The organism is Anabaena subtropica FACHB-260, from assembly GCF_014697105.1.
Lineage (GTDB): Bacteria > Cyanobacteriota > Cyanobacteriia > Cyanobacteriales > Nostocaceae > Trichormus > Trichormus subtropicus.
On record NZ_JACJRF010000016.1, the window covers coordinates 92,769 to 116,598 of the forward strand.

Here is a 23,830-nt window from a genome sequence, read left to right on the forward strand (position 1 = left end):
TTCACTTTTTATACTTATTTTCTATGGTAATAGATATTTATATTATTGACTTATTGGTTATTGGGCTACTTTTGCTCGTCGTCACCTTAGGATCTGGTTGGATTGCGCGTCTACCTCTATCTTTTGCACTCATCTATCTATTGGTGGGTATAATTCTTGGCCCTTACGGCTTTGGTTTGATAGAATTACGGCGAGATAATATATTTAATGCAGAATTATTAGAGAAATTAACAGAATTTGTAGTAATTGTTTCAGTTTTTAGTTGTGGATTAAAAATCATCCATCCAGGTAGACGTAAGGTTTGGGATATTACAGCACGTCTCATTGGCTTATTAATGCCAATTTCTATTATTGCCATAGCATTTATAGGTAGGTTATTTTTAGGAATGGGTTGGGGGGAAGCCATCTTATTAGGAGCCATTCTTGCCCCTACTGATCCAGTCTTAGCTTCGGAAGTTCAACTAACTGATATAAATGACAAAGACGAGTTACGCTTTGGGTTAACTTCTGAAGGAGGTTTAAATGATGCTTTAGCTTTTCCTTTTGTATATTTTGGGCTTTTTGCCATTAAAGATAACAACTGGAACAACTGGTTTAAACAATGGGTGGTAGTTGATTTAATTTGGGCGATCGCTGCTGCTTTGATAATGGGTTTTGTTGTTGCAAAAACAATAGTTTGGATTGATGAAAAAATCCAAAAACACCGTTCTGCTGATGTATTGATGGAAGATTTTATTGCTCTCAGTACAATTTTGCTAACCTATTCTCTGACAGAAGTTGTGAATGGTTATGGATTTTTGGCAGTATTTATTGCAGGATTAGTTGTCCAAGATAGTTATAGAAATCCTGAAAGACCACTGGCACAATTAGAATTTATTGAACGGTTAGAAAAACTTTTAGAAGTAGGCACAATTTTATTGTTGGGTTCAATATTGCTATGGCAGCCGATAGTGAATTATGCCTATGAATCGTTAATAGTGGTGATTTTCTTATTCTTAATTATTAGACCAGTGGGAGCCTGGATTAGTACAATTGGTAAACGTCCATTAAACTCACCTCGCCGCCGCTTGCATCGACTTACTCGCTTATTATTTGGATGGTTTGGTATTCGCGGTGTTGGTTCTTTGTATTATCTTGCCTATGCTTTTGGTAATGGTTTAACAGGTGAAGTTGCTGAAAAAATTGCTTGGATAACCTACACTACTATTGTTGTTTCTGTGGTAATACATGGCATATCTGCCACGCCATTAATGAATTGGTACGAACGCAAAATTGTTAATGGGTAATGGGGAGATGAGAGAGAGTAGGGGAAGCAATTCTTACTCATCACTCATCACTCATTACTCATCACTCATCACTCATTACTCATCACTCATCACTCATCACTCATCACTCATCACTCATCACTCATTACTCATTACTCATCACTCATTACTCATTACTCATCACTCATTACTCATTACTCATCACTCATTACTCATTACTCATCACTCATTACTCATTACTCATCACTCAATTATGTGCTTGGAGAATCTCGTCATCTACAGAAAAATCTATTTCTGATTTATCTCGTCCAGTTGTTACATAATCATGTTCATAAGCATCAGCCAGCCCAGAAATTAAATCATATTGGGGTTGCCAATTTAACTCTGTTTGTGCTTTGTTGATTGAAGCGAAAAAATGCTGCACTCGCATGGGAAAGGCTTTGCGTTTGCCAAAATCAAATTTTTTCGGGTCGTAATGGACTATTTTGATGTCATCGGCTGATTTGCCAAGGGCTTGAGCGCAAGCACGGGCTAAACCATCAAAAGTGACAAAGCGATCGCCGGAAATATTATACACTTGCCCAATAGCCTGTTTGTTGCCAATGACTTGAGACATCGCCATTGCTAAGTCTTTGACATGACCTAGCTGAGTGATATGTAAGCCATTACCGGGAATGGGAAGCGGGCGATCGCGTACAATCCGATCAAAGAACCAAGCTTCCAAATCGTTATAGTTAAGCGGCCCGTAAATATATGTGGGGCGAATCGAAGTGAAGGGTAATCCCTGTTGCTGCAAATAGGCTTCGGTTTCGTGCTTACCCTTGTGGCGACTTTTCGGGTCTACTTTATCCCCTTCAATATGGGGTAGTTGGTCAGATTTGAGATAAACCCCCGCAGAACTCATGTAAACAAAATGTTGTACCTTGTCTTGAAAAATTTCAGCCAGTGGTTGAGTATCTGTTAACTCCCGGCCATTATTGTCAAAAACGACATCAAAATTTTCTGGTGATAATTTTTCTTTGAGCTGCGTGGCATCCGTGCGATCGCCTATAATTTGTCCTACTCCCTGCAATCCTGGTAGGGGGCGATTACCACGATTAAAAAGTACTACTTCATGTCCCTGTTCTACAAGCATTTTAGTCAAATAGACACCAATGAACCTAGTGCCACCCATAATTAAAATTCGCATAAATTCCCCATTCCTACGTTTTTAGAAGCTAGAAGCTAGAGATGAGCAGCTAGTGTCAAACTAATGTCTAATTTTTAGTCCCTAGCCCCTAACTCTAGTCCCCAATTTGAGGTTATCAGGTTGCTGTATCCCTCTGGAACCTCTCCTGAGAGAATTACATCTATAGTTTTACTTGGGGCGCTTCTCATTTATTGCTGGCAAAGAAAACTTTGCCTGAGTTATTTTCTACACCATAAAGTTAGCTGTGCCTTTGAAATATGCTCTTGTTCATGAGTGGCTGACACCAAAAGCCACTGGCGGTTCAGAACTTGTTGTGCGAGAAATTCTGAATCATATCGATGCTGATTTATACGCCCTTATCGATTTTGAGTCTAAAAATCCTGAAAGTTACTTATACCAACGTCAGATTGGCAAGACTTTCCTCCAAAACTTTCCCTTTGCCCGCAATGGTATCCAAAAGTACCTACCATTGTTACCTTTGGCAATTGAACAACTGGATTTGCGCCAATATGACGTAATTCTGTCTTCATCCCATGCTGTCGCCAAAGGAGTTTTGACAACTGCTGACCAACTACATATTTGCTACTGCCATAGTCCCATGCGTTATGCCTGGGACTTAACCTTTGATTATTTGCGTTACAGCCAACTAGAAAGTGGCGTAGCTGGATGGGTAACGCGATATTTGCTGCATCGTTTACGCCAATGGGATGTGTTAAGTGCAAATCGGGTTGATTACTTTATTGCTAATTCTCATTACACAGCCCGGCGCATCTGGCGTTGCTATCGGCGCGAAGCAACGGTGATTTATCCTCCTGTCAATGTGGAAGCATTCCCGTTTTTACCCCACAAAGAGGATTTTTATCTCACGGTTTGCCGTTTAGTGAGTTATAAACAAGTATCCCTAATTGTAAAAGCGTTTAACCAATTACAACGGCCATTGGTGATTATTGGTACAGGTTCAGAAATGAAAGAGATTCGCCAGCTAGCTAACTCTAATATTCAAATTCTAGGGTGGCAACCTGATGATGTAGTGAAAAAGTATATGGCCAGAGCTAAAGCATTTGTCTATGCTGCTTTTGAAGACTTTGGTATAGCTTTAGTAGAAGCACAAGCCTGTGGTACTCCGGTAATTGCTTATGGTATGGGGGGTGCAACAGAAACTGTCAGAGATGTACGATCATATAAAGATACAGGAACGGGTATTTTTTTTAAAATGCAAACAGAAGCAGCTTTGGTGGAGGCAGTGGAAAAATTTGAAATGTATCAAGATGATCTTAATCCTGAGTATATGCGATCGCACGCTGCTGAGTTTTCCCCACAAAACTTTGCCAAGCACTATCTAGGTTTCTTAGACCAGTGCCAAAAACAAAAGCCTAATTTAGCAAGCTAGGCAGAATTTTTTGTAATTCTTTTATGTGCTTTTGGCAATTTAATCCCAGAAGCAACTCATTTTGGCTTTAAGATTGGGACTATGTGTGGTGTGGATTATTAAGGAGTATGATGACTGCCCAGAGTTCACTCCTCTCCGGCAAGCGACGCTTACGGCAAGATGCTAGCTCATCTATGCGTTCTACTGTCAAGCGTGGTCACAAGCCAAAGACACCTAAAATCAAACCCAAAGGTTTGTCTTTGCAAGGTTTAAACGGAGAGTTTGCTAAAAGACTTTTCGATATCGTGTTTTCGTTGTTGGTGTTGATCTTATTCTCACCAGTCTATTTAATTCTGGCCTTGCTGATTGCTTTAAGCTCAGAAGGACCAATTTTTTATGTCCAAGAGAGAATCGGTCAAAACTATAAGCCCTTTCATTGTATTAAATTCCGTACAATGGTCAGCAACGCAGACGAAATTCTCATGCAAATGATGGAAACATCGCCACAGTTGCGACAAGAATTTGAAAGTAGTTTTAAGTTGAAAAAAGACCCCAGAATTACTAAAATTGGGCAATTTTTGCGAATCACTAGTTTGGATGAATTTCCCCAATTTTGGAACGTTTTAAAAGGGGATATGAGTGTTGTCGGTCCACGCCCTTTAGTAGCAGAAGAATTACCAAAATATGGTAATCACATCGAACCAGTTTTAACAATTCGACCAGGAATTACTGGATTATGGCAAGTTTCTGGACGTAATGACATTCCCTATCCACGCCGAGTACAAATCGATTTACATTATGTCAAATCTAGAACTCTTTGGTTGGATGTATGGATCATATTGAAAACAATTGATGTGGTGATTATGCCGAAAAATAACGGAGCATACTAAACAAAAGAAAATTTTTTTTGCTTCAGGGGCTAACAATGCCTCTGAGGCAAAATAATATCATGTTCGCTTGAATGCTTAAGTAGAATGGTGTTAATTATTGAAAGTTTGTAATGTTAACGTAGCGTTTCGTAGAGAGGGCTGTAGTCTTAGATAGTCAGCATTCATTTATGCTCAGTATTTTATTAATATATACTTAAGAAAGTTGGCATTTGTGTAAAGTTTTGGCAAAGAAAATTCCTTTCAAATGTCTGAGTCATAGGTAAAATGCCTTCAAGAACTTGGCTTGTGAGCATTAAGACTTAATTTATTGAAAATTTTTTTATTTATTAAGTATATTTATTTACGATACAATCCGGGTACTCTTTAAAACGCGTAAGTTTACTATTAGGCAATTTAGTGATTACCTGCTAGGTTGTATCAATTGATGTGAAAAAATTTCAATACACAGAAAAGGGAATACATAAAGCATGAGCCAAAACAAGCGAGCATTGATAACGGGTATTACTGGTCAAGATGGTTCATACCTAAGCGAATTTCTCCTAGAACAAGGTTATGAAGTTCATGGTATTATTCGCCGGACTTCTACATTCAATACTGACCGCATCGATCACATTTATGAAGATCCCCACAAAGATGGGGTACGGTTATTTCTTCACTACGGTGATTTAACTGATGGTACAACTCTACGCCGGATTCTGGAAGAAGTTCAACCAACAGAAATTTACAACTTGGGCGCACAATCTCATGTCAGAGTGAGCTTTGATTCACCAGAATATACAGTAGATGCTGTAGGTATGGGAACGCTGCGGTTATTAGAAGCGATTCGTGATTACCAGCAACGCACAGGTATTCAAGTGCGATTTTATCAGGCAGGCTCTTCAGAAATGTATGGTTTAGTACAAGCCGTACCCCAAAGTGAAACTACACCGTTTTACCCACGTAGCCCCTACGCTTGTGCAAAAGTTTATGCCCACTGGCAAACAGTAAATTATCGGGAATCTTACGGTATGTTTGCTTGCAACGGTATACTTTTTAACCACGAATCTCCCCGTCGCGGTGAAACTTTTGTTACCCGCAAAATTACTAGAGCCGTGGCTCGTATTGTTGCTGGCAAACAGAAAAATATTTACATGGGTAATCTTGATGCCAAGCGAGATTGGGGTTATGCCAAAGATTATGTCCGGGCAATGTGGCTAATGTTGCAAAAAGATCAACCAGATGATTATGTAATTGCTACAGGTGAAACCCACTCAGTACGTGAATTTCTAGAGTTGGCGTTTAGCTATGTAAATCTTAACTGGCAAGATCATGTAGAGTTTGATGAACGCTATCTGCGTCCGGCGGAAGTAGATTTATTAATTGGTGACTCTACCAAAGCACAGCAAAATTTGGGCTGGAAGCCTTCTGTCACCTTCGAGGAACTAGTGGCATTAATGGTAGAAGCAGATTTACAAGCCCTTGGTCATACTTCACCCAATGGTAATAGTTCACCCCTACCGCAGGATCTTGCTACTATTCGTCAAGAACTGGGTGTACTCCACTTCTGATTAACTCTTGCCAAGGATGAAAATATGACCTCCTTAGAACTAAAAAATAAACGAATTCTCGTTACTGGTGGGGCTGGGTTTTTAGGTCGTCAGGTAATAGAACAACTGCGTCAGGCTGGGGCTGACACAGCAAAAATTAGCGCACCGCGATCGCGTGACTTAGATTTGCGTGTCTGGGAAAACTGCCAGCGAGCAGTTGACCAACAAGATATTATTATCCACTTAGCAGCTCACGTGGGCGGTATTGGACTCAACAGGGAAAAACCCGCAGAGTTATTCTACGATAACTTGATTATGGGTACTCAATTAATTCATGCAGCCCATCAAGCTGGAGTAGAAAAATTTGTGTGTGTGGGTACAATCTGTGCATATCCCAAATTTACACCAGTTCCATTTAAAGAAGATGACCTGTGGAATGGTTATCCAGAAGAAACCAACGCCCCTTATGGAGTTGCTAAAAAAGCTCTTTTAGTTCAATTGCAATCTTATCGTCAGCAGTATAGCTTTAATGGCATTTACTTGCTGCCAGTAAATTTATATGGGCCGGAAGATAACTTTGACCCAGGAAGTTCTCATGTCATCCCAGCATTAATTCGCAAAGTCTATGAAGCCCAAGTTAGGGGTGATCAACAACTTCCAGTTTGGGGTGATGGTAGTCCTACCCGCGAGTTTCTTTACTCGGAAGATGCAGCGCGGGGTATTGTCATGGGAACTCAATTCTACAATGACTCTGAACCAGTGAACCTGGGAACTGGTTATGAAATTTCCATCCGTGATTTAGTCACTCTCATCTGCGACTTGATGGAATTTGACGGTGAAATTATTTGGGAAACCGATAAACCTAATGGTCAACCCCGTCGCTGTTTGGATACCGAACGGGCGAAACAAGCTTTTAATTTCACTGCTCAGGTAAACTTTAAGCAGGGATTGAAAAATACCATTGATTGGTATCGGCAAAACGCTGCTTAGAGAATGGGGAATGGGGAATAGGGAAAAAGATTTCTTTACAGCCTATCCCCAATCACCTGTCCTCTCTTAATTGATGTACTTAAGCAATAGCGATGGACAAAGTTGACCATCAAAAAAGTAAAGTTAGATTACGCCGTACTTTAATCAAAACTCGGCAGTCAATGTCTGTTGGAGAATGGCGAGAAAAAAGCGATCGCATCTGTACTGTATTACAATCTTCCACTCTTTTTCTTCAAGCAAGAACCATACTTGCTTATTTCAGCTTTCGTCAAGAACCTGACCTTAGTCCCTTATTTGCCAATACTCATCACCGTTGGGGATTTCCTCGCTGCATTGGTCAATCCCTACACTGGCATGGTTGGACACATGAAGAATCTCTCAATATTAATACTTACGGCATCAAAGAACCTCTTCCCCAAGCCCCAACTATAGACCCGGAGGAAGTTGATTTAATTCTCGTCCCTAGTGTTGCTTGTGACTATCGAGGATACCGTTTGGGGTATGGTGGTGGATATTACGATCGCTTGCTGAGTTCTCCAGAATGGTTAACAAAGCCAACTATAGGAATTGTCTTTGATTTTGCTTATTTGCCACAATTACCTGTAGAAAATTGGGATCAACCCTTACAAGCGGTTTTGACAGAAACAACTAATGTGATTTACCCTGAAACTGGTTAAACTTGGGTGAAGTTTGCCTTTGTCAATTCGATGGCAGGAAATTTAAGCTGATGAATTGGATAACTCAAAAATCGCGCTGGCAAAAGCTGGTAATGTATGGGTTATTAGGAGCGATCGCCCTAGTAACACTTTTCCCTCTACTGTGGCTCATCAGCACTGCATTAAAATCACCTACAGAAAATATCTTTCAGTCACCACCCCAGTTGTTACCCGTTCAGCCGACTGTAGACAACTTCTTTAAGGTGTGGAATTCTTTACCTTTTGCACAATACTTATACAACAGCACCTTAGTAGCAGTACTGACTGTAGGCTTAAATCTCCTATTTTGCGCTTTGGCTGCTTACCCCTTAGCAAGGCTATCATTTCCAGGGAGGAACTGGATTTTTATTGCCATCGTTTCTACAATTATGATTCCCTTCCAGATAGTGATGATACCTCTGTACATTTTGACGGTGCAGATGGGATTACGCAATACTTATCTCGGCATGATTTTTCCTAGCTTGGCTTCTGCATTTGGCATTTTTCTTTTAAGACAAGCTTTTATGGGAGTTCCCAAAGAAATAGAAGAAGCTGCCAGAATGGATGGAAGTTCTGAGTTAGGCTTGTGGTGGCATATTATGTTACCAGCTGTCAAACCTGCATTAGTAACTCTAGCTATTTTCGTATTTATCGGGTCTTGGAGTGACTTTCTGTGGCCTTTGATTGTAATTCAAGATGAGAATTTGTATACTTTGCCTTTGGGTGTAGCGAAATTGGCGGGTACGTTTTCCCTTGATTGGCGTTTAGTTGCGGCTGGTTCCGTGATAGCGATCGCACCTGTACTTATACTATTTCTTATCCTACAGCGTTACATTGTCGAAACAGATATCGGCAGTGGTGTTAAAGGTTAACTAACACGCACCGCTTTTTTTCAACACTACCCAGACAGTTTTGAATATAAGATTCAGGTCGTAAGCTATAGACCACTTACGCTGATAATCTAGATCCAGCTGCACAATAGTTTCAAAATCTTTAATGCTGGAACGACCCTTAGTTTGCCATTCTCCAGTCATACCTGGTTTAACTCTTAATCTTTCCCAATGGTGTAGTTCATAATGAATGACTTCATCTGGTGTGGGTGGACGGGTTCCCACTAAACTCATATCGCCTACGAGAACATTCCAAAATTGGGGAAATTCATCTAAACTAGTACGACGCAAAAATTTACCCATAGGCGTAATACGTGGGTCATTCACCGATTTAAATATGTGACCCTGAGCTTGATTTTTTACCAAATGCTTGATTCTCTCTGCATTAACCACCATAGAACGGAATTTCCAAATGCGGAAATGCCTACCGTTCAGACCACAACGAATTTGAGAGTAGAATATTGGCCCTGGATTAGTAGTAATAGTTACTATTGCTATGGGAATTGTGATGATAGCTGTAACTAGCAGCCCTACAATAGCCCCTAAAATATCAATTAATCTTTTTGTAATGCTAATAGTAGAAGGGTGTAAAGGCTGTTGTAAAAAATCAACTGTCATTGGATAACTCATCACAGCTAACCTATCAACAGCAAAGTTTTCTGGCTTAGGAGTAAAATCAGGTAGGGACATAACTATAAGTTAAATCTTAGTTTTTGGGAAAACAAATTATCTTACACCAAGTGTAAATATACACAACAATTCTCTTTCATTAAAAATATTTTGCTCAGAGTTTATACAGTCTTTTAATTTGACTTAGGTATTTTAAGTTTTGATTATTTTTTGGTTAAGGTTAATAATAGCGCGTGTTTTAGAAATGATTTGCTTGATGAGAGTTGATTGAGTTGTGATTTATACTACAGAAAATATTGCGGCGATCGCTTCGACTTGATGAGCATTAGTCAATATTAGACCATCAAACCAAATAAATTTTGATAAGTCTTTCATCTGTCAAAAACAAGTTTTTGTAAAAATCAGCGACTTTGTGATTTATGAAGTCCCGTTTTATTGTAATCTTGATACGACTCATTTTTTTGCCTACTGCCGATGCACTTACAAGCATCTGCCAACAAATTTATAACTCCTATTTCATCTTTGAACAAACTTATACCAATGTAAAACATGATTATGGCAAATGGATTGACAGAACATAGAGACCAACAGCAATTTTCAATCCAAAATCTAAAATCTAAAATCCAAAATGGTATTAGTACAACTCTAAAAGCCTTAATATCTACTATTGACCAATCGTTATTAACAAGGTTAAAGTATCAGCTTTAATTCCTTAAGTTCGCAGTGGAACTATTTACATCTGTGAACGTCTCGATGTCAGAAAATAACCAAAAATATCACCTGCTCACAAGATTTTCCGGATAAATCCGAAAATGACGGAAAAAATTGCAAATTATCTCTGTAGCTCCTCACAACTCACACGCATGAAATTACCCTTTTTATTAATCAGCCTCATCAGTACCATTCTTTTATCTACTCCAGCAAGTGCAGCCCGCTTAGAATCATGGAGGTTTGATCCTAATCGGAATCAACTAAATATCACGACCGATTCAAAAGTTAACCCCAGAGCTTTTTTGATTAGTAATCCAGATAGAATTGTCATTGATTTGCCAGGAACAAGTTTAAAAACCAACACACAACGTCAAAATTTTGGAGCCGCAGTTAAGGAAATTCGCGTTGGTAAGGTTGAGAATAATACTGCAAGAATTGTGGTCGAGTTGGCACCGGGTTATACAACTTCTCCCGAAAATTTAGTAATTAAAGGCGATTCCGCCTCACATTGGATTCTCAACTTCTCAGCGATTAAGAAGAATGTTGACAACACAGCATTAGTATCAAGTGAAGAGAAAATCTTTATTCCTGTCAGCCAAAATTTAGAATTTGCCGGAGTCGTCCCTTTAAGTCGAGAAATATCACAACTAAATGCTCAAATTAAAGGACTAATGACTAAATACAGTTCTCTTTCCCCCGGAATGTTTTTCTTGGACATGGAAACGGGAGAGTATTTAGACATCAATGGAGAAAAAAGCTTTGCAGCCGCAAGTACAATTAAGTTTCCCATTCTCATTGCTTTATTTGAAGAAATCGACGCAGGTAGAGTTAAACCAAATGAAACTTTGGTCATGCGCCGAGATTTGGTAACTGGTGGTTCGGGAACTATGCAATATAAAAAAGCAGGTACTCGATTTAATCTGATGGAAACAGCCACCAAAATGATGACCATCAGCGATAATACCGCCACCAATATGATGATTGATCGATTGGGTGGTAAAAATAGATTAAATCAAAAATTCCGCAGTTGGGGATTGCAAAATACCGTAATTCGCAACTTGCTAGGAGATTTTAAGGGAACTAACACAACCAGTCCTAAAGATTTAGTCCGGTTAGCCGCTTTGATTTCTAACGATAAGTTGCTGACTGCTAGAAGCAACTCTCAAGTTATGGACATTATGAGTCGCTGCAAAAATAGAAGTCTGTTACCAGTAGGCCTTGGTAAAGGTGCAGTCATTGCTCATAAAACGGGAACTCTCGGTAGAGTTTTAGGAGATGCCGGAATTATCCAAACACCCTCTGGTAAGCGTTATTTGGCGGGTATTATGGTAGCAAGACCATTTGGTGACGCTAGAGCTAGGACTTTTATTAATCAGGTTTCTCGCCTGGTGTATGGCTATCTAGACCAACCAACCTCTGCAAGAAAATTCTGATCTCAGAACTTTTATCGTTGCTGATATCGCCTCATCAAGCTTGTAATCTGAGGATAAAAATAAGCTTTTTAGCCTCAGATTACAAACAGCGTAGCTGTAGCCCGTCATAGACATCGCTTAACGTATGAACAAGTAACGATACAACAGTAAAATTTCCTCTTCCAGAATTGTGCGATCGCTACCAGGGTTCTACCACAAAAGGAACTACCTTACCTACCAGATGAGAAAAGATAGACTTTTCACAGGAGTAATTTTAGGTATAGGGTAATGGTGCGCTTAAAAATTTGGCAGTGGGTGATATTGGCAACGCCGATCGCTTCCATTATTGTTTTCTTGCTAGTATCCGCAGGGATACAGATCCATGAATGGGGAATCAACTGGATTTGGGGTGTGTTTACCCTGATATTTGTGGCTTGGCGTTGGTTGTTGGTGAAATGGACACAACCAGCTATTAAGCAAGTAGAAGCTGCATTAGCCGAAGTTAAAGAAGAACTGAAGTCTGCGGTAGAGGATACAGCTACACCAACTATCAGCAGTGACACCACACAACAAGTAGAAGCCGCATTACAAGAAATTCTCACCGCAGCCCAAAGCGATCGCCCCATTTGGGAAGATTGGACAACCTTTTGGCAACGTTGTCAAGATTTAGTTAGAGCGATCGCCCTGATCTACTATCCAGATGTACAATATCCCCTACTGAATATCTATGTTCCCCAAGCTTATGAATTGATTCGGGGAACAGTCGATGACTTAGATCAGTGGATGCAGAAGTTATCCCCAGCACTCAATCAGGTGACAATTGGGCAAGCATATCAAGCGTATGAAGTATACAGGAAGCTAGAACCATCGGCGCGGAAGGTCTGGAAAGTGTGGAATGTGGCGCAGTGGTTCTTAAATCCTGTAGCTGCTGCGGCTAACCGGGCGACGAAGGGGACGACTAATCAAGCAAATCAGCAATTATTGGTGAATTTGGGGCAATTGTTGCGGGAAGCTGCCTTGAAAAACTTGTGTCGGCAGGCGATCGCTCTCTACAGTGGGACTACGCTAAATTTGACAACAGCCACCGTTTCCACACCAACCTTACCGAAAACCAAAACACAGACACTGCAAAACATCCTAGCTCAAGTAGAACCAGTAGAAAGAGTAGAGCAGAAACCAGTAAATATTTTACTGGCAGGAAGAACAGGGGCAGGAAAAAGCAGTTTAATTAACACACTTTTTCAGAGTAATCTGGCAGAAGTTGACGTGTTACCCAGCACCGCAGAAATTCAAAACTATCACTGGCAAACCCAAGGTGGAGAAACCCTGAATCTCTTGGACACACCAGGATACGAACAAGTCAAGCGGGGAGATTTACGAGAATTAGTATTAAATTATGCCACTGAAGCTGATTTATTACTGCTAGTCACACCAGTACTTGACCCAGCCTTGCAAATGGATGTGGACTTTTTGCAAGCCATCAAAACTACAGTTGCAGATATACCAGCGATCGCCGTAGTTTCACAAGTAGATCGTCTACGTCCCATTCGAGAATGGCAACCACCTTATGATTGGGAATCGGGAGATAGACCAAAGGAAATTGCCATTCGAGAAGCTACAGAGTATCGTGCTAACTTGTTGGGAGAATTTTGTAATTTAGTTCTGCCCGTTGTCACCAGTGATACGCAAACGGGTAGAGTAGGTTGGGGAATAGACGCTTTATCCTTGGGACTAATACAAGCGATCGCTCCTGCTAAACAACTAAGACTTGCCCGCTTCTTGCGTAATTTAGAAGCCCGCACCGTGGCGGCGGCTAAAATTATTGACCACTATACATTGCAAATGGCCACAACCCAAGGACTAACAACATTACTGAAAAGTCCTGTGCTTCAGTTCATTTCTACCATTTCCACCGGTTCCCCCACCTTGGCTTATCTGTTAGCCGAACAAATCCCAGTGGAACAGTTACCGATAGTCATTGGTAAACTGCAAATGGCTTATGATTTATTCTCACTCTTGAAGACAGAAGACTCAAATACACTCAACTTTGACCTCTTATCTCTGTGGCCGCTACTTTTAGAAAACCCCGCCACACCAGACCGCAACGCCTGGGCTTTTGGTCATGCGTTAATAGAATACTGGACTCAGAATCTCACAGTTGAACAATTGCGCCAGCGTTTCGACTACTATTTACAGCAAGTGTGATCACCCAGGCGATCGCTATTTCTTAGACTGGTTCGGTAACTATAAAATCAGCGATCGCATTGGTCTGATCTTTTGCTATTTTTATACTCGGCGCTGTTGATTCGTGTTTCGCGCATATCGCTAAGGTAGAACTCGCAAGATAGGCGCGAAGAATCAATCTAATGAAAAATATAAAGTATTCAACTTGTTGACTATATTCTCATGCTAAATTACTAAAGCTTGGTGTTGGGAAACTCCGGTGAGATTCCGGGGCTGTGCCGCAACTGTAATGAAAAGGTAAAAGACTTTTTCTTTGACTTTCCGAGTCAGAATGCCAATTCCAAGAGTTAGCTGTCTAATCCTTGCGTCGCACAGGGAAGGAGTTCTCAGTTTTGTTGTCCAGTTATACACCTTGTCCTGGCTTATTCTATCCTACACCTGCCCAAGATGGTATCTTATCTCGAATCAGAATACCAGGTGGGATGATTAATAGTAAACAATGTCAGGCGATCGCAGATATAGCTGACCAATACGGCGGTGGCTATATCGATGTGACTAATCGTGCTAACATCCAAATCCGCGAAATTCGCACAGTCATAGATAATACAGTCTTCAAACAACTTCAAGACTTGGGTTTGGGGTCTAGTAATACAGGTGTAGACCAAATCCGTAATATTATGACCAGTCCCACGGCTGGTATTGACCCCAAAGAATTAATTGATCCGCGTCTCTTGGTTAGAAGCTGGGATAACTACATTACCGGACATCCTGCACTGTCGGGACTATCAGCAAAATTTAGCGTGTGCTTTGATGGTGGTGGATTGGTGTCGGTAAGCGATCGCCTTAACGATATCACCTTTGCGGCAATTTTAGTAGAGGGAGGGGTTTACTTCCGCCTTTGTCTAAGTATAGATCCAAAGGGAAAACCACCTGTTGACACCGGAATTTTATTATCACCACAGGAATGTTTACCCGTATTAGCCGCTTTGGCAGATGTTTATCTAGCTCATGTTGACTCTAACAGCAGACGTAAGCCCCGCCTGCGAGAAGTGGTCAATAATATAGGTTTAAACAGTTATCTTCAAGAAGTTGAGAAACGCTTACCTTCTGCACTTGAGAGAAAGAACCTAACCCCCCTACCCCCTTCCCTACAAGGGAAGGGGGAGAAGGAAAATTATTACTCCCCTCTCCTTGTAGGAGAGGGGTTGGGGGAGAGGTCAAACTATCACCACATCGGCATTCATCCCCAGCGCCAACAAGGCTTATATTACATAGGTCTTGTCTTACCCCTTGGTCGTTTAGAAACCAAACAGTTAAGAGGTTTAGCTAATTTATCTAGTAAATATGCCAACGGAACCCTCAGATTAACACCTTGGCAAAATTTGCTGTTAACTGACATTCCCCAACCACAACTTACAGATGTTCAGAGTCAAATTCTTGGGTTAGGATTAGACTTTTCTGCCAGTAATATTAAGAGTGGATTGGTAGCTTGTTCTGGTAATCAAGGTTGTGCTGCTGCGGCTACAGATACTAAAGGTCATGCACTAGCATTAGCTGATTATCTACAAACTCGTGTCAAGCTAGAACGTCCGGTGAATATCCACTTTAGCGGTTGTGATAAGTCCTGCGCTCAACATCACCATAGTGATATTACCCTAATGGGTATTAAAAATGGAACAGAGGAAACATATCACGTTTATATTGGTGATGGTGACAGTAATCAGAAATTTGGTTGTAAACTCTACCAAAATGTTACTTTCACACAATTATATACACTCATAGAGCAGATACTCAAAGTGTATAAACAAAAACGACTTCATGCCGAAGAAACTTTTGGGGCATTCGCTCATCGATATGGATTTCCCCAATTAAAACAGTTATTATCTCCCTCAAATCCAATGTCTGACTACATCCACGATGCTAATGAAATTTACCGCAATTCCTTTGCTATTATCCGGTCGGAAGCAAATCTAGATATATTACCACCAGATATAGCAAAAGTTGCTGTACGCCTCATTCATGCTTGTGGAATGACAGATATAGTCACAGACTTGGCATATTCACCAACGGCGGCGCAGTCAGGAAGGGCAGCACTAGCAGCAGGCGCACCGATTTTGTGTGATTGTCGGATGGTGGCTGATGGAGTAACCAGGCGGCGATTATCTGCAAATAACCAAGTTATCTGCACCCTGAATGAGCCAGAAGTCCCAGAATTAGCTCAAAAATTGGGTAATACACGGTCAGCAGCAGCCTTAGAATTGTGGAAACCACATCTAGAAGGGGCAGTTGTCGCCATTGGCAATGCACCCACAGCCCTATTTCGCTTACTGGAACTGTTAGATTCAGGATACCCCAAACCCGCCTTAATATTGGGTTTTCCTGTAGGGTTTGTGGGTGCAGCCGAGTCAAAAGCAGCATTAGCAGCAGATAGCCGGAATATCCCATTTATGACTTTACATGGTCGGCGGGGTGGAAGTGCGATCGCCGCCGCCGCAGTTAACGCCCTGGCAACGGAGGAAGAATAATTATGACAGCGAAAGGTCGTCTCTACGGAGTTGGTGTAGGGCCAGGAGATCCTGAATTATTGACACTGAAAGCACTGCGGCTATTGCGTGCTGCTCCTGTTGTTGCCTATCAATCAGCCACAGATAAAGAAAGTATAGCGCGGGCGATCGCTTCTCCATATTTGACAGGCGCACAAATCGAAGTTTCTTTTCACTTACCCCGCGCCTTAGAACCAGAAAAAGCCCAGGAAATCTACGACCAAGAAGTTGCACCTATTGCCGAACATTTAGCAGCCGGCAGGGATGTGGTAGTTCTGTGCGAAGGCGACCCGTTTTTTTACGGTTCATTTATGTATGTATTCACACGCTTATCTGAACAGTACCAAACGGAAGTCGTCCCCGGAGTATCTTCATTAATGGCTTGTCCTGTATCCTTGGGTGTACCCTTCACCTACTACAACGATATTCTCACAGTCCTACCCGCACCCCTCCCGGCCGAAGAACTCACCACAAAATTGCTAACAACCGATGCAGCTGCAATTATGAAACTAGGTCGTCATTTCTCCAAGGTGCGGGATATCCTGCATCAACTAGGACTAGCATCACGGGCATTATACATCGAGCGAGCAACAATGGCACAGCAAAGGATTGTACCCTTAGATGAAGTTAATCCGGCTGAAGTACCTTATTTTGCGATGATTGTCATACCTAGCAAGAATCGGCTGTAGAAATCGCTCATAAGTGGATACTTACCACAAGATCCCTAAGTATATTAAGTTGATTTTTGAGAGACGCGATTTATCGCGTCTTTTGAAATATCATCATGGCATTTTTTGTTTCCCATGAATTTATCCTGTCACCAGGAAATAATCAAATAATTTCAAGCAAGCTTTAATTTTCATATTCATAATTAATCGTAAATCAGCTAATATTTGTTACTTTCATGCAAGAAATTACTTGGAGCCGTGAACTAACTGATACTTTAGGGAAATTTCAATTATTTGTTCATGTATATTTTTTCTCATAATTTTTGGCTTTAGCATCATGTTTATTTAAACAAATAATAAAATTATCAGTTGTGATTATTTTGGCGATCGCTACAGTCATTTTATATCAAAAAACCCTGCAATATTTAGCTATATCGTCTTATATACTCATGATTTATATGTAATAAAAACCACTCGATAATAATTAAATAATTAGATTGTTTGTGTATTTTAAAAAACCTGATAAATAAAAATAACATCTATTATTTATAGATTAATAGCATTATTTATTACTATAAACTCTATTAAAAAATAAACTTGGATATATCAATGAGGATATGGTAAAAAAAATCTTGCAGGAGTTGACACTAATTATATTCTCCTCTTAAGCTCAATATGCTTATCATCAATTAATATTGCAGTAACTATAAATATTTACCCTTGATAGTCGTAATTTAAAATGATCAAATATATATAGCGAGGATGATTTTTCATAGAAAGATTATGTTTGAATAATCTTAAAAATAGAATCTTTAGCTTCTTAAGCTCTGACTGATATTAGAGGAATTGTATAGTGTCTAACATAAGTTTAAAACAAGGAAAATTTGTTACTAACTCTTTACCTAATACAGTAAGATTTAGACATCTTTCTAAAATTTTGCTGCGCCGACGTTTTATAGTATTGGGTGTTTCTTGTGTAGTAATGTCAGTGACTAGCTTGATATCTATGGCGCACAAGCCTACTTATAGAAGTTATATGCAGATATTAGTAAGTGCTAATGTATCTGAAGAATTAGGTATAACAGATGATGCAGATAGTAAATTAAGTATTAATCAATATTCTTTACAAAAGAACTTGATGCAGAGTTCTAAATTAGTAAATAAGGCTGTAAACCTACTAAGGTTTGATTATCCAAATATTACTATAGAAGATATTAAAGGGAAAACAGAAACCGATAAAAAAGAGCCCTTGCAAGTAACTCAGATACAGAGTAATCAAAAAGCTAACAAAATCATTAACCCCGTATTTGAAATCTCCTTTCAAGATCAAGACCCAATTAAAACCCAAAAAGTACTTTTAGCTTTACAAAAAATCTATCAAGATTACAACATAGAGCGACGACAAGAGCGTTTAAATCAAGGACTAGCATTTATTAATACTCGTTTACCAGTGATTAAACAACAGCTTAGGCAATCGGAGAAAAAATTAGAACAGTTTCGCAAAAAGCACAATCTACTAGATCCAGAATTACAAAGTCAAGTTTTAGTAAAATCTCTGGCTGAAACTCAAACACAACTACAAACAACTCGCGCCCAACTGCAAGATATACAAGCCCGCTACCAAAATTTAGCAGGAAAAATAGCAGATGCTAGCCAGGAAGTAATTATATCGATGCGTTTGGCTCAATCAAATCACTACAAAACACTTACAAGTGAGTTGCAAAAGACTGAACAAACTTTAGCCAAGGAGCAGCTACGCTATACAGACGACTCCCCTATCGTTCAAAACCTCAAGCAGCAACGCCAGCGTCAATTAACCTTAGTACAGCAAGAGTTAAAACGGTTAACTGCTCAAATTAAAATACAAACAACACAAACACAAGATCAATTGGTTGGGGTTGATCCCAGTTTAGTGGAAGAATTTGTTCAGGTACAGACCACGACTTTAGGATTAATTGCTAATGAAAAGAGCCTAAGAGAAACAGAACAGCGAATTCGCTCTGAACTCAGCAAATATCCTAGTTTGATTGCAGAATATCAGCGCCTATTACCAGAGGTGGAAACTCAACGCAAAACACTTGAACAAATGCTGCAAGTACAACAGTCTATGGGACTGAAAATTGCTCAGGGGGGTTTTGATTGGCAGATATTAGAGGAACCGACTCTAGGAAATATCAATAATGATAGGTTCTGGCTGGTAGTTGCAGGTATGGTGACAGGGCCGATTTTGGGTATTATCTTGGCGCTGATTTGGGGAATGCGTCATCGGATTATTCATTCTGCACCAGAGTTACAGAAAGCAAGCAACTTAAGATTACTAGGAGCAGTGCCAAAATTAGCCCCTCGCATGATGGAAAAACGCCTTCCCAGTTTATCTTGGCTGGGAGGACGCAACTTACCTCCAGAGGAAGAAGGTAACTCTTGGCTACCTTGTCATGAAACCTTGGATATGGTTTACCAAAACACGCAAATATTAAAATATCCTTTTCCCTGTAAGTCTGTGATGATAACTTCAGCACTATCAGGAGAAGGACGGACAACCTTAGCACTGGGATTAGCGGCTAGTGCGGCTCACATGAACAGACGAGTGCTACTAATTGATGCTAACCTGCGATCGCCTAAACTACACAAAATTCTCCAACTATCAAATGACTGGGGACTATCCCTGCTACTGCTTGATGAGACAAATAGTGAGATTCAAGATTACATCCAGCCAATTCACCCTTCCATCGATGTTTTGACTAGTGGAGAAACACCAGAAGACACGGTAAAATTGCTCAGTTCTCAACGATTTAAGGAACTAATTGAGTTATTTGAGGAAACCTACGACTTAGTATTAATAGATGCTCCACCCATTTTAGGTACAGTTGATGCCAGAATTGTGGCCTCCTACTGCAACGGAATTATGATGGTAGGGCGTATTGGTTGGGTGACACAAACTGAACTAACTCAAGCTGTAGAAATTTTAAACAGCTTAAATTTAGTTGGTATCATCGCTAATGATGTGAGTAGTCATAAGTAGCCCTTTACTTAACCAAGATTTTAGGTTCTACTTCCGGTTGAGGACGGATTTCATTTGGACAAGAACGGCCTTGTTCGATATCGCTAATGTTATTGAGGGTTGTTTCTGCAATGTTCCGCAAAGCGTCCTCTGTGAAAAATGCTTGGTGTCCCGTAATAAGTACATTAGGAAATGTCGTCAGTCTTTGGAAAACATCATCTTGAATGATTTCCCCAGATAAATCCTCAAAAAACAATTCTGATTCCTGCTCATAGACATCCACACCGAGAGAGCCAACTCTACCAGTTTTCAGCCCTTCAATCACATCTTGGGTATTAATTAGCGCTCCTCGGCTAGTGTTGATTAACATCATCCTTGGCTTCATCTGTTCTATAGCTTCAGCGTTAATTAAGTGATGCGTTTCCGGTGTGAGGGGGCAATGGAGGGAGATAATATCAGAATTGGCAAATAACTCAGGTAATTCTACATACTTGCCACCTAATGCTTCCATTTCTGGGTTGTGATACACATCATAGGCGAGTAGATGACAACCAAATCCTTTCATGATCTGTCCTAAAATCAGACCGATTTTGCCAGTACCGATAATCCCTACTGTGCGTCCGTTGAGATTAAAGCCCAAAAGACCATCTAAGGCAAAATTACCTTCGCGGACACGGTTATAAGCACGGTGAATTTTGCGATTGAGGCTCAAAATCAAACCTACTGCGTGTTCAGCTACACCATAAGGTGAATAGGCGGGAACACGCACTACAGTAATACCCAACTTACTGGCAGTATTTAAGTCTACATTATTGAAACCGGCACAACGGAGAACAATCAAGCGAGTTCCCCGTGAAGCGAGCATTTCTAAAGTCGGTGCATCAACTTGATCATGGACAAATACGCAAACCGCCGGAAATCCGGCGGCTAAAATAGCTGTATCTTGATTGAGGCGGGGTTCAAAAAACACCAAATCGTGTTGCTTGGGAGAATTTGCAGCTTCTAAAAACTGGCGATCGTAGGCTTTTGTACTGAAAACTGCTACTTTCATACCAAACCTCGGTTCTATGCTGGACATTTTTCACATATATATTAGCTTGGTGTTTTCACAAGCAATGTTAACAACGGGCTAGTCGAAAACATCTCTTATGCTCATCAGTTATCAGTTTTGGCGTTTTTCTAGCTGATATTACAACTAAAGCAAAAATTAATGCTTCAACAGTCCTCATTGCTATTAACCCAAGTTACCAGCTTGTGACTACTGTAGTTTTTAATTACCTATTCCCCGCAGGACTACTATATAACTTTTTGTTACAGATACTTTGCGTGTAAAAACAGACAGCGTTTGATTAGTAGTTGTATAAACTATTGATCAAACAAATCAGCGCGACATGGGTATTACACAGACTCTCAAAAAAGGGTCAAAAGGCTCAGAAGTAAACGAACTGCAAGAAATTTTAATTAAACTGAAGTTCGAGCCAGGTCGGATAGATGGTGATTTTGGTGACAAGACAGAAGCTGCTGTCAAACAATTCCAGCAAAAACAAGGTATTACACCTGATGGGGTAGTAGAGATAGATACTCGCAATGCTCTAAATAAAATAATTGAGCTAGCAAAACTTTATGGCGGCACTTCTGGCAAATTACCAATGCCAGGGGTGGATTTGATCAAGGAATTTGAAGGATGTAAGCTGACAGCTTATCCTGATCCTCTATCTAAAGGTAAACCTTACACCATTGGCTGGGGTTCCACGCGCAAAGAAGATGGTAGTGAATGGGTGTTGGGTGAAAAAATTACCCAAGCAGAGGCGGACGATCTGTTAATTCTTCAGTTAGAGCGTAATTATCTACCACTTCTAGAAAAAATACCCCGATGGCAAGATTTAAATCCTTATCAACAGGGAGCATTATTGAGTTTTGCTTATAACTTGGGTGCGAATTTCTACGGTTTTAAAGGTTTCGAAACAATCACCAGGGTCTTGAAGAATCAAGAATGGGACAACATTGAACCGACATTAATTATGTACAGAAATCCTGGTAGTTCAGTTGAAGCGGGGTTAAAGCGCAGACGAGTAGCAGAAGCTAAACTATTTCTTCAGCCACTTAATAACGCTTAATTATGGGAATAGATAAATTATAAAAGTGAGTTAATAGTCATTGGTCATTGCTGTTTCTCTCCTACACCCTCGTTACTGTCCTCTATGTTTTGCCAAGGCATAAATTTGTAGTCGTGTCGTATTGTTAATCTTACTGCCGATAGATGAAATTTTGATGGTTAGCATTTTTGACCGCAGAAGATGAAGTAATATTCACTTCTAAAGCCATAGCAGTGCAGACCTTTTATTGTTGGCAAATAACAACCTACTAGCATGATGTATCGCCACCCAAAACTTGCAGTTTCTTGGTTGCCGTTGAGTATATTTTTATTACTCAACAGCGTGGATTTTCAAAATGTCTACGCTCAAGCTGTTGATCAGACGCAACTACCAAATACTAACCCCGTCTTGCCGCCAGAACTACCACAGCCTCAAGATATCCAACCACCTGCACCTACTCCTTTACCTCCCCCCCAGTCGCCACAACAACTACCACCACCAGCAGAACTACTCCAGCCTTCTTCTCCCGATATCAACCCACAGCAGCCTGTACCCAAAGATACCCCCCAAACTATTACGGTGGAAAAGTTTGAAGTTGTTGGCAGTACAGTATTTAGCCAGGAAGAGTTAGACAACGTTACTGCTGAGTTTACTAAAAGACCGATTACTTTAGCAGAACTGTTTCAAGCTCGTTCCAAAATTACCGAATTATATGTTGCCAAAGGTTACATTACTTCTGGTGCTTATATCCCACCGCAAACTATTCAGTCTGGCGTGATTCAAATTCGGGTGGTGGAAGGTAAGCTAGAAGACATTCAAATTACGGGAAATCGACGACTTAATCCCAATTATGTGCGTAGTCGCTTGGCGATCGCCACAAAACCACCCCTCAACCGCGAGAATTTGCTAGAAGCATTACAACTACTGCAACTCAATCCTTTAATTCAAAACCTCTCTGCTGAGTTGTCAGCCGGTTCTCGTCCGGGTACGAGTGTGCTGCAAGTGCAAATCACAGAAGCAAAATCCTTTAATACTCAATTAGCTTTAGATAACGGGCGATCGCCTGGAGTTGGTAGTTTTCGTCGCCGAGTGCAATTAAGTGAAGCCAACTTGCTAGGTTTGGGTGATAGCATAAGTTTAGGTTATAGTAATACCGATGGGAGCAACACCTTTGATACTAGCTACACCTTGCCCTTAAATGCCAGAAATGGCACACTCAGTTTTAATTTTGGCACTTCCTCCAGCAATCTGATTGAAAGACCCTTCAACATTCTTAATATTGAGTCTTCCTCTCGATACTACGAAATCACCTATCGTCAACCATTAGTTCAATCTCCTACCCAAGACCTAGCTATTGGTTTGACAGCGTCTCGGCGAGAAAGTGAAATATCTTCCTCACTGTTCAACGAACAGTTACCTCCCAGCGAACTTTCCCCTGGTGCTGATGAACAGGGACGCACGCGGATATCTGCATTGCGATTTTTTCAAGAATGGACTACTCGCAACAGTCGGGAAGTTTTAGCAGTGCGATCGCAATTTAATCTCGGCATAGGCGCATTGAATGCGACAGTCAACGCCGACGAGTCTCCTGATAGTCGCTTTTTTTCTTGGCAAGGACAAGCTCAATGGGCGCGTCTTTTAGCTCCAGAAACCTTATTAATAGTCAATACCTTAGCCAAAATAAGAGGATGAAGAGAGAGGGCCGATGTAGTAGAGTTATTGTCTCTCACAACGACAACTCAAAAACCACAATCAGCCCATGCCCGATATC

General features: G+C 40.6%; 16 protein-coding genes, 2 pseudogenes and 1 riboswitch. Of the genes and pseudogenes, 15 read left to right on the forward strand and 3 right to left on the reverse strand.

Going from position 1 to position 23,830, the window contains the following annotated elements; all coding sequences use genetic code 11:
* Positions 1 to 23 precede the first annotated feature (23 nt).
* Complete coding sequence (locus H6G18_RS11770) at positions 24 to 1,286, forward strand: cation:proton antiporter (RefSeq protein WP_190407288.1); 1,263 nt, start codon at positions 24 to 26, stop codon at positions 1,284 to 1,286.
* Between the two features lie 226 nt (positions 1,287 to 1,512).
* Here the strand turns inward: H6G18_RS11770 and H6G18_RS11775 are convergent, their stop codons facing one another.
* Entirely contained in the window at positions 1,513 to 2,454 is a 942-nt protein-coding gene (locus H6G18_RS11775) for an NAD-dependent epimerase/dehydratase family protein (RefSeq protein ID WP_190407289.1), read from the reverse strand.
* A 244-nt stretch (positions 2,455 to 2,698) separates the two neighbouring features.
* Here H6G18_RS11775 and H6G18_RS11780 point away from each other — a divergent pair, with 244 nt between their 5' ends.
* The 6 genes from H6G18_RS11780 to H6G18_RS11805 all read left to right on the forward strand — a co-directional run bounded on the left by H6G18_RS11780 (position 2,699) and on the right by H6G18_RS11805 (position 8,796).
* Positions 2,699 to 3,844, forward strand: a complete 1,146-nt coding sequence (locus H6G18_RS11780; protein ID WP_190407290.1) for a glycosyltransferase — start codon at positions 2,699 to 2,701, stop codon at positions 3,842 to 3,844.
* Between the two features lie 110 nt (positions 3,845 to 3,954).
* A complete protein-coding gene (locus H6G18_RS11785) occupies positions 3,955 to 4,713 on the forward strand; it encodes a sugar transferase (RefSeq protein ID WP_190407305.1) in 759 nt (252 codons plus the stop codon).
* Between the two features lie 467 nt (positions 4,714 to 5,180).
* Positions 5,181 to 6,260 (forward strand): GDP-mannose 4,6-dehydratase, encoded by a 1,080-nt coding sequence (gene gmd, locus H6G18_RS11790; RefSeq protein ID WP_190407291.1) that lies wholly within the window; start codon positions 5,181 to 5,183, stop codon positions 6,258 to 6,260.
* 24 nt (positions 6,261 to 6,284) lie between these two features.
* Entirely contained in the window at positions 6,285 to 7,229 is a 945-nt protein-coding gene (locus H6G18_RS11795; protein ID WP_190407292.1) for a GDP-L-fucose synthase family protein, read from the forward strand.
* Between the two features lie 92 nt (positions 7,230 to 7,321).
* Positions 7,322 to 7,906 carry a 5-formyltetrahydrofolate cyclo-ligase gene (locus H6G18_RS11800; RefSeq protein WP_190407293.1) on the forward strand — a complete coding sequence of 195 codons (585 nt, stop codon included), beginning with the start codon at positions 7,322 to 7,324 and terminating at the stop codon, positions 7,904 to 7,906.
* A gap of 50 nt (positions 7,907 to 7,956) precedes the next feature.
* The gene (locus tag H6G18_RS11805; RefSeq protein ID WP_190407294.1) at positions 7,957 to 8,796 is read left to right on the forward strand and encodes a carbohydrate ABC transporter permease; all 840 of its coding nucleotides are present in this window, start codon (positions 7,957 to 7,959) and stop codon (positions 8,794 to 8,796) included.
* Here H6G18_RS11805 and H6G18_RS11810 read toward each other — a convergent pair whose 3' ends face one another.
* The gene (locus H6G18_RS11810) at positions 8,797 to 9,504 is read right to left on the reverse strand and encodes a sugar transferase (protein WP_190407295.1); all 708 of its coding nucleotides are present in this window, start codon (positions 9,502 to 9,504) and stop codon (positions 8,797 to 8,799) included. It abuts the gene before it with no gap.
* A gap of 803 nt (positions 9,505 to 10,307) precedes the next feature.
* Here H6G18_RS11810 and H6G18_RS11815 point away from each other — a divergent pair.
* From H6G18_RS11815 to H6G18_RS11835, 6 genes and pseudogenes are all read left to right on the forward strand, one after another.
* The gene (locus H6G18_RS11815) at positions 10,308 to 11,588 is read left to right on the forward strand and encodes a serine hydrolase (RefSeq protein ID WP_190407306.1); all 1,281 of its coding nucleotides are present in this window, start codon (positions 10,308 to 10,310) and stop codon (positions 11,586 to 11,588) included.
* A gap of 267 nt (positions 11,589 to 11,855) precedes the next feature.
* On the forward strand, positions 11,856 to 13,772 hold the full coding sequence (locus H6G18_RS11820; protein ID WP_190407296.1) for a GTPase family protein: 1,917 nt from the start codon (positions 11,856 to 11,858) through the stop codon (positions 13,770 to 13,772).
* Positions 13,773 to 13,990: 218 nt separating this feature from the next.
* A riboswitch (adenosylcobalamin-variant (AdoCbl-variant) riboswitch) is annotated at positions 13,991 to 14,096 on the forward strand.
* A 50-nt stretch (positions 14,097 to 14,146) separates the two neighbouring features.
* Positions 14,147 to 15,574: pseudogene (cobG, locus tag H6G18_RS11825) on the forward strand (precorrin-3B synthase); the annotation flags it as partial.
* Positions 15,575 to 15,649: 75 nt separating this feature from the next.
* A complete protein-coding gene (locus tag H6G18_RS24735) occupies positions 15,650 to 16,276 on the forward strand; it encodes a precorrin-8X methylmutase (protein WP_242040281.1) in 627 nt (208 codons plus the stop codon).
* Between the two features lie 2 nt (positions 16,277 to 16,278).
* A complete protein-coding gene (locus tag H6G18_RS11830) occupies positions 16,279 to 16,983 on the forward strand; it encodes a precorrin-2 C(20)-methyltransferase (protein WP_190407298.1) in 705 nt (234 codons plus the stop codon).
* A gap of 832 nt (positions 16,984 to 17,815) precedes the next feature.
* Entirely contained in the window at positions 17,816 to 19,984 is a 2,169-nt protein-coding gene (locus tag H6G18_RS11835) for a GumC family protein (protein ID WP_190407299.1), read from the forward strand.
* 4 nt (positions 19,985 to 19,988) lie between these two features.
* On the opposite strand, the gene H6G18_RS11840 is transcribed toward H6G18_RS11835, so the two are convergent.
* Complete coding sequence (locus H6G18_RS11840; RefSeq protein WP_190407300.1) at positions 19,989 to 21,014, reverse strand: 2-hydroxyacid dehydrogenase; 1,026 nt, start codon at positions 21,012 to 21,014, stop codon at positions 19,989 to 19,991.
* A 340-nt stretch (positions 21,015 to 21,354) separates the two neighbouring features.
* Here H6G18_RS11840 and H6G18_RS11845 point away from each other — a divergent pair, with 340 nt between their 5' ends.
* Both H6G18_RS11845 and H6G18_RS11850 read left to right on the forward strand, forming a co-directional pair.
* Entirely contained in the window at positions 21,355 to 22,080 is a 726-nt protein-coding gene (locus H6G18_RS11845) for a glycoside hydrolase family protein (protein ID WP_190407301.1), read from the forward strand.
* Between the two features lie 252 nt (positions 22,081 to 22,332).
* Positions 22,333 to 23,742, forward strand: a pseudogene (locus tag H6G18_RS11850) (ShlB/FhaC/HecB family hemolysin secretion/activation protein); the annotation flags it as partial.
* Between the last annotated feature and the right edge of the window lie 88 nt (positions 23,743 to 23,830).

Excerpts from the sequence above, each read along its gene's own strand:
- H6G18_RS11805 (WP_190407294.1), top strand. The coding sequence starts at position 7,957 with ATGAATTGGATAACTCAAAAATCGCGCTGGCAAAAGCTGGTAATGTAT.
- H6G18_RS11830 (WP_190407298.1), top strand. The coding sequence starts at position 16,279 with ATGACAGCGAAAGGTCGTCTCTACGGAGTTGGTGTAGGGCCAGGAGAT.
- H6G18_RS11820 (WP_190407296.1), top strand. The coding sequence starts at position 11,856 with ATGGTGCGCTTAAAAATTTGGCAGTGGGTGATATTGGCAACGCCGATC.
- H6G18_RS24735 (WP_242040281.1), top strand. The coding sequence starts at position 15,650 with ATGTCTGACTACATCCACGATGCTAATGAAATTTACCGCAATTCCTTT.
- H6G18_RS11785 (WP_190407305.1), top strand. The coding sequence starts at position 3,955 with ATGACTGCCCAGAGTTCACTCCTCTCCGGCAAGCGACGCTTACGGCAA.
- H6G18_RS11795 (WP_190407292.1), top strand. The coding sequence starts at position 6,285 with ATGACCTCCTTAGAACTAAAAAATAAACGAATTCTCGTTACTGGTGGG.
- H6G18_RS11815 (WP_190407306.1), top strand. The coding sequence starts at position 10,308 with ATGAAATTACCCTTTTTATTAATCAGCCTCATCAGTACCATTCTTTTA.
- H6G18_RS11810 (WP_190407295.1), bottom strand. The coding sequence starts at position 9,504 with ATGTCCCTACCTGATTTTACTCCTAAGCCAGAAAACTTTGCTGTTGAT.
- gmd (WP_190407291.1), top strand. The coding sequence starts at position 5,181 with ATGAGCCAAAACAAGCGAGCATTGATAACGGGTATTACTGGTCAAGAT.
- H6G18_RS11840 (WP_190407300.1), bottom strand. The coding sequence starts at position 21,014 with ATGAAAGTAGCAGTTTTCAGTACAAAAGCCTACGATCGCCAGTTTTTA.
- H6G18_RS11800 (WP_190407293.1), top strand. The coding sequence starts at position 7,322 with ATGGACAAAGTTGACCATCAAAAAAGTAAAGTTAGATTACGCCGTACT.
- H6G18_RS11770 (WP_190407288.1), top strand. The coding sequence starts at position 24 with ATGGTAATAGATATTTATATTATTGACTTATTGGTTATTGGGCTACTT.
- H6G18_RS11845 (WP_190407301.1), top strand. The coding sequence starts at position 21,355 with ATGGGTATTACACAGACTCTCAAAAAAGGGTCAAAAGGCTCAGAAGTA.
- H6G18_RS11775 (WP_190407289.1), bottom strand. The coding sequence starts at position 2,454 with ATGCGAATTTTAATTATGGGTGGCACTAGGTTCATTGGTGTCTATTTG.